The sequence below is a fragment of the Bifidobacterium intestinale genome (genome assembly GCF_023656765.1).
GTDB classification, from domain to species: Bacteria; Actinomycetota; Actinomycetes; order Actinomycetales; family Bifidobacteriaceae; genus Bifidobacterium; species Bifidobacterium hominis.
Map to the genome: position 1 here is coordinate 447,661 of NZ_JAMOKR010000001.1, position 15,470 is coordinate 463,130.

The following is a 15,470-nucleotide window of genomic DNA, read 5'->3' on the forward strand; positions in this document are numbered from 1 at the left end:
ATCAGAAATTGTAATGTCCGTTGGACGGCTTCTTGTCGCTCATCAACAGCAGGAAGCTTCTTGATTGCGCAGTAATCGCAAAACCGGCCTCATAATTGAGTTCTGGCCCCTTTGGATTATGCGTGTCGACAATTAGACGCCATTTCTTGCCATATTGCTCATCGGGCAGGGTGAACATGATCGGCTCGTAATGCGCGTTGAAAATCAGAATGAAATCATTGTCGACCATCTGATTGCCGTACCAGTCGGTTTCCGGAATATCGGAACCGTTCAGATAGATCATCACGGTGAAAGCGTGTGTGTTCGACCAGTCGTCCATATCCATAATGGAGCCGGTGTGATCCATCCATTCGACCTGCGGAATCGCAGTGCTGTCGTCTCCCTGCTCGCGACCGGAGAAGAAGCGGCGGCGATGCAGCACAGGATGCTCAAGCCTCAAATGAATCAGCTTCGATACGAATTCGAGCAGGTCCTTCTGATCCTCGTCCAAATCCCAGTTCGTCCAGGAGATCGCATTGTCCTGGCAGTAGGCGTTGTTATTGCCCTGCTGGGTGCGCGCCACTTCGTCGCCGCCGCAAATCATCGGAATGCCTTGACTAAGCAGCAGTGTGGCGAACATGTTGCGCATCTGCTGTTGACGAAGCTCGTTAACATCCTTGATGGTCGTAGGACCTTCGACACCGCAGTTCCAAGAACGGTTGTTGCTTTCGCCATCGCGATTGCCTTCGCCGTTGGCCTCATTATGCTTCTCGTTGTAGCTCACCAGATCGTTCATGGTGAAGCCGTCATGCGCAGTGATGAAGTTCACGGATGCGACCGGTCGGCGGCCGTTGACCTGATACAAGTCGGAACTGCCCATAAGTCGGCTGGCGAATTCCGGCAAGGTAGACGGCTGCGAACGCCAGAAGTCGCGCACACAATCACGATAGCGGCCATTCCATTCGGACCAGCTGGATGGGAAGCCGCCCACCTGGTATCCGCCGGAACCCAAATCCCATGGCTCGGCGATCAGCTTGACGCGAGAGATGACCGGATCCTGCTCGACGATATCGAAGAATGCCGACAGTTTGTCGACTTCCTGGAACTGACGCGCCAATGTGGCCGCAAGATCGAATCGGAATCCGTCGATGTGCATTTCAGTGACCCAATAGCGCAGGCTGTCGGTAATGAGCTGCAACGCGTGCGGCGAGCGCATGAGCAGCGAGTTTCCGGTGCCTGTGGTGTCGAAATAGTGCCTGCGGTCGTTGTCTACCAGACGGTAGTAGGCGCCGTTGTCGATGCCTCTGAAGCTGAGGGTCGGTCCGAGGTTGTTGCCTTCGGCAGTATGGTTGTATACCACGTCGAGGATGACTTCCATGCCGGCACGATGGTATGCCTTGACCATGGATTTGAACTCGTTGACCTGTTCGCCGCGCTGCCCGGAGCTGGAGTAGGCGTTGTGCGGGGCGAAGAAGCCGATAGTGTTGTATCCCCAGTAGTTGCTTAAGCCTTTTTCCTGCAGGAAGCTGTCGTTGACGAACTGGTGAATAGGCATGAGTTCGATGGCCGTGACGCCCAGTTTCTTCAGGTATTCGATTACGGAGGGGTAGGCCAGTCCCGCGTAGGTTCCGCGAATGTCCGGCGGCACGTCCATGTTGAGGTTGGTCATGCCGCGTACGTGGGCTTCGTAAATTACCGAATCGTGGTATGAGATGTTCGGATGCTGGTCGTTGCCCCAGTCGAAATAGGGGTTCACCACGGCTGCTTTCATGGTGTGTGGGGCCGAGTCGAGCGTGTTCATGCTGGTAACATCGTCAGGGCTTTTGAACCAATACGAGTAGAGGCTTTCATCGCCGTCGATGTTGCCTTCGATGGCTTTCGCGTAGGGGTCAAGCAGCAGCTTGTTCGGGTTGCAGCGCAAGCCCTGCATCGGGTCGTACGGGCCGTACACACGGTAGCCGTAACGCTGCCCCGGTTGGATTCCGGGCAGATAGTTGTGCCAGACATACGAGTTCTGCTCGGTCATTTCGATTCGAGTTTCGTTGTCTTCCTCATCGAAAAGACAAAGCTCGACCTTTTGTGCCACTTGGGAAAAGAGGGCAAAATTCACGCCGGCGCCGTCATAGCTTGCGCCGAGCGGATACATCGATCCGGGTCTGATTTGCATGATTCAAGTATCTCACGTTTTAGCCCCCAAATCGTAATTTCGTGTTGTTCGGCGATTATTTTTACGATTCGAAAGAACTTTTGGCTGTATTTTGCCGGTTTCTCCGAATTTGCTCGTGAAGAATGGCGATCATGGAATTGGATGCGGTGATGCGAGTGTCGCGTAGCCGCTGCCAGGAAATCCACGCCGATTCGACATGCTCATCGCCGTCAAAGTGACGTTCGACGGGATGCCACGCGTGCAGGTGAAGCACCATGATGTTGGCGAGCTCGTCGGTCATGCCTTCGGACGAGTAGAACTGCCCCACATGGTCGAATTCAATGCCGTCATGCCCGGTGGGTTCCACACCGGTCTCCTCGCGCAGTTCGCGCAGCGCGGCCTCTTCAACGTCCTCTCCCCCGTCGATGAGTCCGGCCGGCAGACCGTAGGCGAAAGCGTCGCAACCGATACGATATTCGCGTTCGATCAGGTACCGGTCGTTCGCGCAATCATGCACCAGCATGACCACGCAAGGCGCGTGGCGCATCACCTGCCGACGAATCACCGTTCGCCCGCCACCACGCATCGGTAATGCAATCCGCATGTCGTCGACACCGAAGATAGCGCCTTGGTACACGTGCTTGCTGTCAAGCACCGTGACCGTACCGGACATGTCCACTCCGTCGCTGGACTCGTCCAGCAATGCATCAACTTGGGTTTCGTCTGCCGCTTCGTTATTCATGACGTGTCATCGTTCCTGTCCGCTCGAGGGAATCACCATGTTCCATGGATCGGTGTTCATGGAAATCCAACGCACGTCGGGGGTGTCGCCGGTCACGGACGCGACCGCCCGAGGAACGTCTTTCATCGCATACTGGAACCACATGGATTCGATGGCGCTATGCGGAGTGTTGATGAACGCAGGACGCACATGCTCATCGCCATGGCCCAGAGCGATGCCGGAAGCGCGCATGGAAGCCTCATAGCGGGCCTGTTCAATGGCGTCCGTTACGGGATGATGCCTCAGATCGCTGGTTACATACACGTCGGCTCCGGTCGCACGCACCTCATCGAACAGCGAATCACCGGATCCCGGCAATACCGCCACCGTATTGACGGGAGCGTCTAGATCACCGCAAACCTGCACGCCAAGTTCGGTATACGGCAGCACGTCGGCCACACGGCGGGCGAAATCACGCAGCATCACAGGCTCGGCAAGCCGCCCGACACGTCCCAGGCCGACCGGATGCTCGGCGTTCGGATCGTCGATGGGCACGAGCGGACGCTGGTCCACCAGGCCAAACATGTCAGCCGCAGCCATGCCGACACCACGATATGCTGCATCGGCATTCGTATGCCCCACCCACAGCGCGCATCCGGCACGATTGAGCTTGCGCACGATCTCACCGCGGAAACCCAATCCCGACACCGCATGAACGGAACGGAAGAACAACGGATGGTGGCAGACCAGCAAATCAACGCCCCCGGCAATCGCCTGATCAACCACCGCCATAGAGGGATCAGCCGCAAAAGCGATATTGCGCACAGGCTGACGCAAGTCACCCACGATAAGACCAGGCTCATCCCACTGTTCCGCATAGCGAAGCGGATATAGCGTTTCCAACACATCAACGACCTGGCTTAACGCAGCCATCGCAACCTCCTCATTATCCGCGACTTCATATACGTGGCATCATCGCACGGCAACCGACATGTCCCAAACAGGCGGCATCAGTGCGCGGCAAGCTGCCAATCCGAACCAATACCCGTGGAAACATCCAGCGGAACCGCCATGTCAACCGCATGTTCCATGGCATCCTTCACCAACGCGGTGGCCTGCTCCGCCTCGCCCGGCGCAATCTCCACCACAAGTTCGTCATGAATCTGCAGAATGATACGACTGGCAAGACCAGACTCATGCAACGCATCATCAGCCCGAATCATGGCGATCTTCATAATGTCCGCGGCGGAACCCTGAATAGGTGCATTCAGCGCAGCACGCTCCGCAGCGTCACGTACCGCACGATTCGGCGACTTCAGCCCCGGGAAATACCTACGACGACCATAAATCGTCTCCGTATATCCCTTTTCACGGGCCGTGGAAACCAACGACTCCAAATACTCATGGACCTTGCCGAACGTCGCAAAATACTGCTGCTTCAATGACTCGGCCTCACCCGGCTTAATGCCAAGCTGCTGCGAAAGCCCATACGTGCTCAACCCATACGCCAAGCCATAGCTCATCGCCTTAACATGACTGCGCTGATCAGACGTAATCTCATCAACAGGAACGCCATACACCAAGCTCGCCACATACTTATGGAAGTCCCTACCGGAACGGAACGCCTCAATCAGCGCCTCATCACCGGAAAGGTCGGCCATAATACGTAACTCGACCTGAGAATAATCCGAACTCAGCAACGATTCAAAACCCTCACCGGGCACAAAAGCCGAACGAATCTCACGTCCAGCCGGATCACGATTCGGGATGTTCTGCAAATTCGGATCGACCGAGCTTAATCGACCGGTCGCAGCCACAGTCTGCTCAAACGTCGTATGAATACGCCCGTCAGACCCGTTGGTCGCATCGATCAACGTCTGCACGATCTGCTTGAGCTTGTTCTTCTCGCGATGCAGCAACAACGCGTCAAGGAACTGGCATGCGCTGTCATTATCATACGAACGATCGCGCAACGCCTGCAAAGCCGCCGCATTCGTGGTATACGAACCGGTTTTGGTCTTCTTCGTGGGTTTCAAACCCATATCTTCAAACAGAATTTTCTGCAACTGTTTGGGACTTTGCAGATTCACCCGCTCGCCCGCATACTGCCAGGCCGTTTCCTGCGCATGATTCGCATCGGAGGCAAGCTGTTCGCGCATGTTCATCAGCCTATTCATATCGACTTGCGCGCCGGCATGCTCCATGCCATAAAGCACACGAGATACTGGAATCTCCACGGAATCCAACAAGGCGAACTGCTCACGCTGATCCAGCGAATTCGCCAGATTTCGAGCCAACAGCCCCACAATCGCCGTGTGACGCGGAAGCTGGTCGTCTTTCTGCCGCACGGATTCTTCGGGCTCGTCGAAATCAAGCGTTCCCTGCGTCGCACTTTCGGACTGCTCCTCGATATGCAGATCCAAAAAATGAGCCGCCGCCTGTTCCAAAGTGTCTGCATGGAAATCGGGATGAACCAGATACCCGGCAAGTTTGGTATCGAACAGCGGTTCCGGCAGTTTCACGCCGACGCTTCCCAACAGATGGGACTGTTCCTTATAGCCATGCACCACCATGGATTGGTGGTATTCGTCAAGTAGCGTTTGCAGTTGTGACGCCATATCGCGATCAATATGATTGATGCGAATCGCTTTGCCTTGCGATGCGATCATCAGCGACGAATAAGCCGCGTTCCCCGGCTTGCTTTCGCCTTCCACCTGCAACACCCATGAGCGGGCCACGGATTGCGAGCACTTCTTCGTATGATCAATGGCGAAACCGGAAGGAGTTGTTTTCGGCGCGATTTCTCGCTCATCATGCAGATGCCTGTTCGTCGCCTGCAGATTGGATTGCACCCATGATTCCAACGCTTCCGGCGAATCAATCGTTTCGAATTCTGGTATTTCCAGCTTGCTGGACTCATCTTGCTGCACAAGATTGTTCGTAGGCTTGCCTGCGTTGAATGTTCTCAGCACACGGTTTTTGGTGCGAATACCGAATTCAAGCTTGGAGAACAATTCGTTGAGCTGGTTGGCATCCACCTGGCCGAAGGTCAGATCTTCGATGGACACACCAAGGTCGAGATCACGCACCAAGGCGTTCACGGAACGGTTCAGCTTGACCTGGTCGATGTTGGCCCGCAGCGCCTCACCTTTTTTGCCGCCGATCTCGTCGGCATGCTCGATGATTTGGTCAAGCCCGCCATACAGGTTGATCCACTTGGCCGCGAAGCCATCGCCCACGCCTGGAACGCCTGGAATGTTGTCAGCGGTTTCGCCACGGAGCGCCGCCAAATCCGGGTACTGTTCCGGGGTGACATGGTATTTCTCCACCACCGCATCGGGAGTCATATGCTTCAGGTCTTTGAAATGATGCCCCGGATACAGCACGGTGATGTTGTTGTTGATGAGCTGGAACGCATCACGATCGCCAGACAATACCAGCGTGCGATAGCCTGCCTTGTCTCCCATGCTCGCCAACGTGCCGATCACGTCATCACCCTCATATCCGGGTTTTTCGATGAACGTGACGCCCAACGCATCAAGCATCTGTTGAATCAGAGGCAACTGCGTGAGCAGATCTTCCGGAGCCGCATCTCGCGTGCCTTTATACTGCGGCAGCATCGTATTGCGGAACGTGCCGCCTTTGACGTCGAAAGCGACGGCAAGATGATCGGGATGCTCGGCATCGATCACTTGCGACAGCATGGTAGCGAAACCCCAGACGGCATTGGTTGCCTGACCTGCGGATGTACTGAAATTCTCTACGGGCAAGGCAAAAAAAGCGCGGAACGCCAAGGAATGGCCGTCAACGACCAATAGCGTCCCGCGTGAAGTGCCTTCCACAGTTGCTGTGTTAGCGCTCATCCTCTGCTTCCGACTTCTGATCACCATACTTGGCAATGATGGCCATGGCCAAGCGCTTCTTCGGAATACGCTGGTCCATGGAGGTCTTCTGAATCCAACGGAATGCGCCTTGCTCGGAGAAATCGGCCTTGTCCATAAGCAGACCCTTGGCACGGTCGACGAGCTTACGCTCCTCGAGGGTTTCCTCAGCCTTCTTCAGCTGCTCTTCCGCCTTCTTAAGCCGCTCTTCGGCTTCATGCAGTTTGGATTCGCTGCGCTCCACATTGTCGAGCAGATCGTTGATCTCGGCGAAACGGCCCATGGCCACTTCCAAAGCCGGCAGCAGCTTGGACTCCTCATACGGCTTGGTAACATACGCCATGGCACCGGCGCCGGTGGCCTTCTTCACCAGATCGGACTGGGAGAATGCCGTAAGCATAACAACCGGGGCGATGTTCTCGTCGCAGATGATGCCGGCCGCTTCGATGCCGTCCATACGAGGCATCTTGACGTCCATGCACACCACACTCGGACGGAACTTGCGAGTCAGATCAACTGCCTCTTCACCGTTAGCGGCTTCGCCCACAACCTCGTAGCCGTTATCTTCCAGCATGGCAACCAAATCCATACGGTTCACGGATTCGTCTTCGGCCACGACGACGGTACGCTTGCGAGGCTTCTCCTCCTCGAGGGGTCGCTCAGGCGCTGCGGCAGCCTGAAGTTCATCGTCGGTGAGCACTTCGTCCGGTTCCGTGGTCTTTTCTGCAGACATGTCGGTCTCTTTCCACTGTCACACCCAAAGCCGGCCTTGCACGCCCCAACTCGCTTCCGGAATGATTCGATGCAGTTACTTGCAATCGTTCAGATTCTGGGAATTCTCAGCTTTTCACAGCCTTAATTCACCTTCCATAACGCAAGTTGAAACGAACCGGCTATCTTCCTTGTACTTTCATGGATGATACTAGCAGAAGCCTACAAGCGCGTGTTGCCGCAATCCTCATTCCTGCCTTGCGTGTCAAGCTGGAAAATTCAGGAAATATCACAATCTTGCAAAGTATCTTTCCGGGAATCATGTTCAACGTCACCTTGTTTATACTGGGCGTATGAGTAGCACTTTCACCATCAGAGATATTGTCAACGAAAACGCAACGGCATCAGTCAGCGATTACGGTGCGCATGTGCTTTCCTGGGCACCCGCCGGCGAACAGCCTGTTGTCTGGCGCCCCAAGGCGATTTACCTTAAGGAAGGCACTGCCATCCGTGGCGGCGTTCCCATTATTTTCCCTTGGTTCAATTCCGGTTTTGAAAACGGCCATGTGGCTTCGAAGACACCTAAGCACGGTTTTGCCCGCAACAGTTTCTGGCATTATGACGAGGAAGGGTCCACCGGAGCTCGTTTGCGCTACACGTTGGATTCGAGTGAGATCGACGCAGACATACTTTCCCAGTTTGTTTCTGGCCCGAATCCTCAATTTCATGCCGTTTACACCATTGAGGTCGGCCATGAATTGACGATGTCGCTTACCGTATGCAACGATGGCGACGAGCCATTGTCTTACGAAGAGGCACTGCATACGTATCTGCAGGTTGGCGACGCCGAACAGTCGCAGGTGTGCGGACTGGAGGGCGCGGACTATCTCGATACCGTATTGGATGGCGATCCGCGTTGCAGCCAAGGTGATGAACCTGTGACCTTCCAAGGCATGGTTGACCGCATCTACTATTCGACGGATACGCTTGAGCTGCGCGACCCCGTGTTGCAGCGCACCATCATTGTCACCAAGCAGGGCGCAGCGCAGACCGTGGTATGGAATCCGGGAGAGCAAGCCGGCAATGCCATCGGAGATTTGAGCGACGGCGAATGGCGTGGCTTCGTCTGCGTGGAAGCGGTCAACAATCGCGATTGCGCAGTCGTCGTGCCTCCGCACGATTCGCATACGCTGCAGCAGACCTTGGCTGTAAAACACTGAGTGACCTGCAGTTTCAGTCGTTTAGATTGTCGCCAAAGACCTGTTCGACGTATTCGGAGAGCTTGCCGTTCTTGGCGAGTTCGGCCGAGTCGGCCTTGACGAAATGCGTCTTGCAGCCGTTGCCGACCTCATCGTCGCATCCGAGGATGTAGTGGGTCGCGATCTGGTAGATGATCTCGGTGGGCGCGATGCCGTACACTTGGTGTTCGAGGATGTGATCGAGGCGTTCGCGGTCGTCCGGATACGTATCGCGCATGCCTTCGTTGCGGTAGAGCCGTTTGATAATCTCAGTGATGTACAGGCCGGACTTCATGTACAGGTCTGCGAACGTGCGGGTCGGATCGTCGAAGCAGACTGGGTTCTCCTGTTCGAGCATGTCCACCATCTGCACGACCACGCGACGCGGGGTGAAGATCTGGTTGGTCTTCTGCGGCGGCACGTAGTCGAAGATGTCCTCCCGTAGGTTCTCGTCGAAGTAGTTGGCGAGTCTGTGCCGCAATTGGATGAACTCCTTCACGGAGTCGTCGAACACGACCGGGTCGAACAGGTGTCCGTCGAATTGCTCGGTCCCACCGGTTTCCTCGTCCACATAGTCGCCGCCGTCACGCAGGAACCTGAACTGGTCCGTCGTGATGCTAGTCACTCCCTGGAACACGTTTTCCGGAATGATCCGGTCGAAATTCTCCAGTTTGGTGTTCTCGTCGCCGTAGGCCATGAGGAACGATGGAATCGTACGGGAGAAGCCACGCAGGTGGTCGCGGATGATGCCCTCGATGGGCTGCTTCTCCTTTTTCCCTTTTGGCGGTTTCGACCTCACGCACGATGGTCTCGCCGGCCGATTTAATGAGCGTTTCGCTGGATTCTTTAAGAACGGCACCACACCGAAACACGTTCTGGAACGATGCCGCACCTGGATTGGCGATCTGGCGACCTATTACAAGAAGCTAGATAGCAAATTAGACGACCCGAAGATAGACGAGGTTTTCAGGCTGCTTTCCCAATCAGGAGACATCATCCTCAAAAACAGACTGTACCGCTGTGCCGGCACGAACACGCACCAGACGGAACTGGGCCGGACCGTCGTCACAGGACTGTTCGACCCGACCATCACGCACAATGCTCCGACAACCATTTCTGGTTTAGCCGTCCAATCCGGGACCGCCGGAAAGACCGCAGCCTGGTGGAACGAATCCGATTACAAGATCATCGACGCGAATCACGCGCTCATCACGCCAAACCAGCTGAAGAAATTCAGCCAGCAACAGGCACAGCAAATCATGTACTTCAGCTGGCCCGTCAACGCAGGCCGAGTATTCCGGAGAGCAAATATCCAGTAAGAAGAAGCTCATAGCCTCAATCTTTGCCCCAGCAACATGCCTTCATACTGCACAATTAAGTTCAAAAGCCATCTCACAAATTCAGTTGGCACCGTAAAAAACGCTATAACAGCTGCGGCATAATGACACAAAAGATTGGACGAAAGCGAGGATCGAAATTCGCCTGACACCGCAATGCCGAATGTATTTTCAATGCTTTCACACCGTCTCTGCCATACTTGACAGTACGGAACGCTTAAGCAACGAAGCTGGATCCAACGACGGATACAGTTCCGCGAACGGTCTGAGGAAAGGATGGATAGTTCCATGAACGATAGATTTCCGGGCATCGACTGGTATTGTGATCGCTACAATGCACAGCTGAACAGCTAGTCGGGTTTTGATGCCCATCACTACGTATGGAAATGCACTGAATGCAGCCATAAGAACAGTATCTCTTCAGATTCCATCTGTGACTCTGAAGAAGACTTCCGCAGCTACAACAACTGAAAGGAATATGAAATGAGACACGTTTTCAAAGCCACAAAAATCGGCTGGGACGAAGAGCAAGAGGGAGTCTGGTTCGACTCTGACTTCTACTCCAAGGAAGAGGCAGAAGCCGAGTTCAAACCATATCAGGGAACCACACAACGCGGCTACCCATATACTGGTTACGAATACGATGGAGAGCAATATCACGATGTGACTTATATGGGAGAATTCGACGATGACGATCTTCCACAAAACGACACGGAAGCTCGTCAGAAGCGAAAGAGGTAGCTTCACCCCCACTGTCGCAGTATCAGCATGCCAGATAGTTTCCAAAGTTTGTCAGCGCACTATGAGGAGTTTTTATGGCCGGAAAACAATTGACTGAGCAAGAGGTGCTGGAGATTCTGGATATCCCCGATTTCCGACATATGTCAAAAGACAAAGTGATGAAATTCGCGTCGGAATTGCCAAACATGGATCCGCAAGTCGCAAAAACTGCATTGTTGCAATTCCCTGAATTCGCCGCCACCACAAGAGATGTTATGTCTTGCTTCCAAGAAACCATGCTGGAAGTGCTGAAAGAGGATCAGGGTAATGTTAAATCATTTAATGAATCCTGCGACGTAATTCTTGCACTGCTGGCAAGCCTCGCTGAACAGAGCGACATATCATTCGAACAGAAAGAAAAAATCATCGATAAGATGATAGCGATAGTTCAACTCAAAGGAAACAAAGACACCGAAACAAAAAAGTTCAAATATAAACTTTTAGCCTTGCTGGCGGGACTCCTCTCAGTACTCGTGCTTGCACTGCTAGCCTCGCTTGGAGGTAAGGCAGAACTCCACGAGGGCAGCGAAGACGAGGACGAAGAAAATTAAACCATTTGATTCAATCGGTTTAGAATAGACCATTCAGAACTAGATACCAAACGGATGGTGAGGTGCGGAGGTAAACTTTCTTCCCCGCCTCACCGTCCGGTATTTATCTTCGCAAATATCTTCACTGACTGAAATCAAATTTGACCGTGTTGTCCGGATTTAGAATCAGGCTTGCGGAGAACTTTTTACCGGCTTGTGAGGTGGAACCGTTGACGTGGATCTGGTGCTTTTCGAGCAGAGTTCGCACCATCGGATCGGTGAGGTTTTTGCTGCAGATGGTTTGACAGAGTTTCCAGCCGCAGCCGCTGACTGTCTGCCATGTGCCGTCGGATTGTTTTTCTCGTTTGTCGGTCAAGCATTGCCAGAATTTGCCTTTTCGGATGACCGGTTGGCCGCATTTTGGGCATAGTCCATATGATTCTGTCTCCGGATTCTGTTGTCGTGGCCGAATGGCGTCCCCGTTCAGTCTGACGATCTCCCCCACTTGCCTGGGAATCCCTGCAACTTCTTTCCTGAACAGGTTCATGACTTCTAACGTAGACCGTTCGCCACGTTCGACCTGCGATAGTTTTTGTTCCATCCTTGCCGTGTACTCCACGTTCCTGAGCTCCGGGGATACAACCGTAATCAGGTTCCGTCCCGTCAAGATGGAACGCAACTGTTTGCCCTTGAGTTTCACGTATTCGGACTGGATAAGTTTCTCAATTACTTCGGCACGAGTGGCAGGCGTGCCGATACCGCCTGAATGCGATTCGTCGTCGTCCAATGCTTCCTTAGGATCCTTGTCGTCAACGAAACGCGAGGCATGTTCCATCGCTGCGAGCAGTGTCGCTTCGGTGAATGATTTCGGCGGTTTCGTCTCGCCTTTCCTCATGGTCGCCGTCCCCTCCAGAGATAAAACCATATCACGCCCCGGTTCGAGATTCGAAGGAATGACGTTACACTATTCGTTGTTTTTGAACTGCGCCACTCTCTTGCTTTTCCGGTTTCCATTCACTCGCTTACATTCATCCGCCACGAGGAAGACGCCGGAATCATCAAGCCATGACAGCACCGTCAACCGTGAAAATATCCTATTCAAAAAATCTAAAACACCACGTTTAGTCCTTGTAACCCGTATCGCCTGGTGGATGGAAGGCACTGAGCCACCACGTAACTGCACATGTTGTCAGATAACAAGAAAGCCGCGGCGGGTGATACCCGTCCGCGGCTGTTCATCAATCCGGTGCCCCCGGTGGGACTCGAACCCACACTGTACAGATTTTGAGGCTGTCTCCTCTACCAATTGGGATACAGGGGCTTTCGCACAACTTGATTATTTTAACACAGAAAAAAGATTTCGCAAAGTCCTTGAGTGGTCGGCGTTTCGCACCATACTCGACACCTTGATCACAACCTATCGCAATCTATAAATCGGCCACAAACCAACATCATCCGAAAACAATAGGAGGGCTTCCATCCAAACGGACGAAAGCCCTCCTATTCGCTAATCAGTCAGTCACTGACCGAAACGCATTTCAGTCGCAAGCACCAACGGTGTGGACGTAGATGGAATCGGTGCGACCCGGCTGATGCTCGCCCTGGGCAGAGCTCAGCACAACGATCTTGTCACCATCGGTGACCTTGCCGGCATCCTTCAGGATCTTATCGGTGAAGATCATCAGGTCCTTGCGGGACTTGTCGTGGTAATCCTCATCGAGCAGGAAGGACTCGGTGCCCCAAGACAGAGCCAGCCAGTGATAGGTGTGCTCGTTGTTGGTGATGCCATAGATCGGGGTGGCCGGGCGTTCGCGGGACACGCGGTGCACGGTGGAACCGGTCTGGGTGTAGGCAACGATGGCCTTGGCGTTCAGCTTGTCAGCCAGATCCACAGCTGCGGAAGACACGGCGCCGGTGGAAGACATATCCAGGTTCTTCAGCTCCGGGATACGGTCGAAACCGTGCTCGGTGGCGAAGGAGGAGATGCGGCTCATGGTGTTCACGGTGACTGCCGGGTACTTGCCGACGGCGGTCTCGTTGGAAGTCATGGTCGCGTCGGCACCGTCGAGGACGGCGTTAGCGCAGTCAGATGCCTCTGCACGGGTCGGAACCGGGGAATTGACCATAGAGCCGAGGACTTCGGTAGCCACGATGACCGGCTTGGCGTACTGACGAGCCAGCTCGATGCAACGCTTGGTAGCCAGCGGGACCTCTTCCAGCGGGCACTCGACGGCCATGTCGCCACGGGCAACCATGATGCCGTCGAAGGCCTTGACGATCTCTTCAAGGTTCTCAAGAGCCTGCGGCTTCTCGATCTTGGCAACGACCGGGATGCGACGGCCTTCCTCGTCCATGATCTCGTGGGCGCGGTCGATGTCGGTGGCGAAACGCACGAAGGACATGGCGATGATGTCGGCGCCGGTGCGGATAGCCCAACGCAGATCGGCTTCATCCTTCTCGGTCAGAGCCGGCAGGGACACCGCGACACCCGGCAGGTTGATACCCTTGTGGCTGGAAACCGGTCCGGCCACGACAACCTTGGTGTACACGTTGTTGCCTTCGACCTTGGTGACCTCGAGGCGAACCTTGCCGTCATCGATGAGGATCGGGTCGCCAGCATGGCAATCGCCCGGCAGGCCCTTGAAGGTGGTGGAGGTGATATGCTCGTCGCCCTCGATATCGTCGGTGGTGATGACGAACTCCTGGCCTTCGGTCAGCTGGACCTTGTCTTCGCCGTCGGCGTTCTTCTTGAACCAACCGCAACGGATCTTCGGACCCTGCAGATCAACCAGGGCTGCGACGTTGCGGCCGGTGGCCTTGGCGGCGGCGCGGAGGTTGTTGTAGACCTTGAGGTGGTCTTCCGGAGTGCCATGGGAGCGGTTCAGACGAGCGACGTCCATACCTGCTTCGACAAGGCTGGTGATGCCTTCCAGGGACTCGGTAGCTGGACCGATGGTATCTACGATCTTGGCTTTACGCATGAATGCCTGCCTATTCTTGTTGATATTGATTTGGGATCTGACGACCCTGTTTCCAGTGGCATAGTCTACTAGCAAAAAGCGCCCACTTCCACCTCAAAACGAGGCGTGTTGTGAGCGCTCACAATTCCGTAGGAGAATAGAAAAGCTCTATTCTCCCAACGTTTGCCGGACTGTCACTTTTCGTTCGCTTTCATGGTGCGCATCTTAAGAACACTTGCCAAAGCCGCGCCACCAATCGCAAGGACGATAACGGCAAGAGATAGCCATGTGGGAACTTCCGGCACCCAGGAAATCGGCTGCCCACCATTGAGGAACGGCAGCGAATTGCCGTGCAATGCCTCCATGATGAGCTTGACGCCGATAAAGCCGAGCACCACGGACAAACCCAACGGCAGGTAGACAAGTTTGTCGAGCAGCTCGCCAAGCAGGAAGTACAGCTGTTGCAAACCGAGCAACGCGAACACATTGGATGTGAACACAATGAATGGATCCTTCGTCAAACCGAAAATCGCAGGAATGGAGTCAAAAGCAAACATCACGTCGGTGGTTCCGATGGTCAGAAAGACGATCAGCATCGGAGTCCAATACTTGGCACCGTTTTTGACGGTACGCAACTTTTCTCCGTCATACTCATCGGTGATCTTGATGACCTTGCGCAATGTGCGGATCAAGCCATTCTCATGATATTCCTCATCTTCGTCTCCCCCGGTGACCAACTTGATGGCGGTGACGATGAGGAACGCGCCGAACAGGAAGAACACCCAGGTGAAGCGGGCGATAATGGCCGCGCCGATGAGGATGAACACGCCGCGCAACACCAATGCGATGGTGATGCCGATGGACAGCACGAATTTCTGCAGCTGTTTTGGCACCGCAAAATTCGACATGATGATGACGAAGACGAATAGATTATCAATACTCAGCGAATATTCCGTAAGCCAGCCCGAATAAAATTCGATGGCCGGCTTCGATCCCGCGAAGAACCACATAAGTCCGCCGAAGATCAACGCCATGACCACAAAGAACGCGATATGTTGCACGCATTCCTTGGTGGAGGGCACATGGGGCTTACGTCCGATGATAAACAAGTCGACCACGAAAAAGACGGCAAGAACCGCGAACGTGGCGATTTCAAAAACAAGTGGTGTTTCAGCCATAATCCACTA

General features: G+C 54.3%; 13 protein-coding genes and 1 tRNA gene. 4 read left to right on the top strand and 10 right to left on the bottom strand.

Annotated elements, in window-relative coordinates; genetic code table 11:
• Position 1: 1 nt before the first annotated feature.
• The 5 genes from glgX to NBH13_RS02035 form a co-directional block, all read right to left on the bottom strand.
• Entirely contained in the window at positions 2-2,146 is a 2,145-nt protein-coding gene (gene glgX, locus NBH13_RS02015) for a glycogen debranching protein GlgX (RefSeq protein WP_144171287.1), read from the bottom strand.
• A 61-nt stretch (positions 2,147-2,207) separates the two neighbouring features.
• Positions 2,208-2,867, bottom strand: a complete 660-nt coding sequence (locus NBH13_RS02020; protein ID WP_080788445.1) for an NUDIX hydrolase — start codon at positions 2,865-2,867, stop codon at positions 2,208-2,210.
• A gap of 6 nt (positions 2,868-2,873) precedes the next feature.
• Complete coding sequence (locus NBH13_RS02025) at positions 2,874-3,779, bottom strand: Nif3-like dinuclear metal center hexameric protein (RefSeq protein ID WP_250778721.1); 906 nt, start codon at positions 3,777-3,779, stop codon at positions 2,874-2,876.
• A gap of 77 nt (positions 3,780-3,856) precedes the next feature.
• Complete coding sequence (polA, locus tag NBH13_RS02030) at positions 3,857-6,709, bottom strand: DNA polymerase I (protein ID WP_250778723.1); 2,853 nt, start codon at positions 6,707-6,709, stop codon at positions 3,857-3,859.
• A complete protein-coding gene (locus NBH13_RS02035; RefSeq protein ID WP_099570675.1) occupies positions 6,699-7,460 on the bottom strand; it encodes an ANTAR domain-containing response regulator in 762 nt (253 codons plus the stop codon). The genes polA and NBH13_RS02035 overlap by 11 nt, the downstream gene beginning before the upstream one ends.
• Positions 7,461-7,791: 331 nt before the next feature.
• On the opposite strand from NBH13_RS02035, the gene NBH13_RS02040 reads away from it, so the two are divergent.
• Complete coding sequence (locus tag NBH13_RS02040; RefSeq protein ID WP_144164659.1) at positions 7,792-8,658, top strand: D-hexose-6-phosphate mutarotase; 867 nt, start codon at positions 7,792-7,794, stop codon at positions 8,656-8,658.
• A gap of 13 nt (positions 8,659-8,671) precedes the next feature.
• On the opposite strand, the gene NBH13_RS02045 is transcribed toward NBH13_RS02040, so the two are convergent.
• Positions 8,672-9,475, bottom strand: coding sequence for a hypothetical protein (locus NBH13_RS02045; RefSeq protein WP_186291064.1), 804 nt, complete (start codon positions 9,473-9,475; stop codon positions 8,672-8,674).
• Between NBH13_RS02045 and NBH13_RS02050 the strand changes: the two genes are divergently transcribed.
• The 3 genes from NBH13_RS02050 (at position 9,432) to NBH13_RS02060 (ending at position 11,344) form a co-directional block, all read left to right on the top strand.
• A complete protein-coding gene (locus tag NBH13_RS02050) occupies positions 9,432-9,995 on the top strand; it encodes a hypothetical protein (RefSeq protein WP_186291065.1) in 564 nt (187 codons plus the stop codon). The genes NBH13_RS02045 and NBH13_RS02050 overlap by 44 nt on opposite strands.
• 501 nt (positions 9,996-10,496) lie before the next feature.
• The gene (locus NBH13_RS02055; RefSeq protein ID WP_117656396.1) at positions 10,497-10,754 is read left to right on the top strand and encodes a hypothetical protein; all 258 of its coding nucleotides are present in this window, start codon (positions 10,497-10,499) and stop codon (positions 10,752-10,754) included.
• Positions 10,755-10,828: 74 nt separating this feature from the next.
• A complete protein-coding gene (locus NBH13_RS02060) occupies positions 10,829-11,344 on the top strand; it encodes a hypothetical protein (protein ID WP_144164655.1) in 516 nt (171 codons plus the stop codon).
• A 121-nt stretch (positions 11,345-11,465) separates the two neighbouring features.
• Here NBH13_RS02060 and NBH13_RS02065 read toward each other — a convergent pair whose 3' ends face one another.
• The 4 genes from NBH13_RS02065 to NBH13_RS02080 form a co-directional block, all read right to left on the bottom strand.
• Positions 11,466-12,248 (bottom strand): type IA DNA topoisomerase, encoded by a 783-nt coding sequence (locus tag NBH13_RS02065; protein WP_144164653.1) that lies wholly within the window; start codon positions 12,246-12,248, stop codon positions 11,466-11,468.
• Positions 12,249-12,570: 322 nt separating this feature from the next.
• Positions 12,571-12,644, bottom strand: a tRNA-Leu gene (locus NBH13_RS02070).
• A 217-nt stretch (positions 12,645-12,861) separates the two neighbouring features.
• A complete protein-coding gene (pyk, locus tag NBH13_RS02075; RefSeq protein WP_099570681.1) occupies positions 12,862-14,304 on the bottom strand; it encodes a pyruvate kinase in 1,443 nt (480 codons plus the stop codon).
• A gap of 173 nt (positions 14,305-14,477) precedes the next feature.
• Complete coding sequence (locus tag NBH13_RS02080) at positions 14,478-15,461, bottom strand: TerC family protein (protein WP_099570682.1); 984 nt, start codon at positions 15,459-15,461, stop codon at positions 14,478-14,480.
• Between the last annotated feature and the right edge of the window lie 9 nt (positions 15,462-15,470).

What these genes read in the sequence shown, in the direction of transcription:
- glgX (WP_144171287.1), bottom strand. Translation starts at nt 2,146, where the DNA reads ATGCAAATCAGACCCGGATCGATGTATCCGCTCGGCGCAAGCTATGAC.
- NBH13_RS02020 (WP_080788445.1), bottom strand. Translation starts at nt 2,867, where the DNA reads ATGAATAACGAAGCGGCAGACGAAACCCAAGTTGATGCATTGCTGGAC.
- NBH13_RS02025 (WP_250778721.1), bottom strand. Translation starts at nt 3,779, where the DNA reads ATGGCTGCGTTAAGCCAGGTCGTTGATGTGTTGGAAACGCTATATCCG.
- polA (WP_250778723.1), bottom strand. Translation starts at nt 6,709, where the DNA reads ATGAGCGCTAACACAGCAACTGTGGAAGGCACTTCACGCGGGACGCTA.
- NBH13_RS02035 (WP_099570675.1), bottom strand. Translation starts at nt 7,460, where the DNA reads ATGTCTGCAGAAAAGACCACGGAACCGGACGAAGTGCTCACCGACGAT.
- NBH13_RS02040 (WP_144164659.1), top strand. Translation starts at nt 7,792, where the DNA reads ATGAGTAGCACTTTCACCATCAGAGATATTGTCAACGAAAACGCAACG.
- NBH13_RS02050 (WP_186291065.1), top strand. Translation starts at nt 9,432, where the DNA reads ATGGGCTGCTTCTCCTTTTTCCCTTTTGGCGGTTTCGACCTCACGCAC.
- NBH13_RS02055 (WP_117656396.1), top strand. Translation starts at nt 10,497, where the DNA reads ATGAGACACGTTTTCAAAGCCACAAAAATCGGCTGGGACGAAGAGCAA.
- NBH13_RS02060 (WP_144164655.1), top strand. Translation starts at nt 10,829, where the DNA reads ATGGCCGGAAAACAATTGACTGAGCAAGAGGTGCTGGAGATTCTGGAT.
- NBH13_RS02065 (WP_144164653.1), bottom strand. Translation starts at nt 12,248, where the DNA reads ATGGTTTTATCTCTGGAGGGGACGGCGACCATGAGGAAAGGCGAGACG.
- pyk (WP_099570681.1), bottom strand. Translation starts at nt 14,304, where the DNA reads ATGCGTAAAGCCAAGATCGTAGATACCATCGGTCCAGCTACCGAGTCC.
- NBH13_RS02080 (WP_099570682.1), bottom strand. Translation starts at nt 15,461, where the DNA reads ATGGCTGAAACACCACTTGTTTTTGAAATCGCCACGTTCGCGGTTCTT.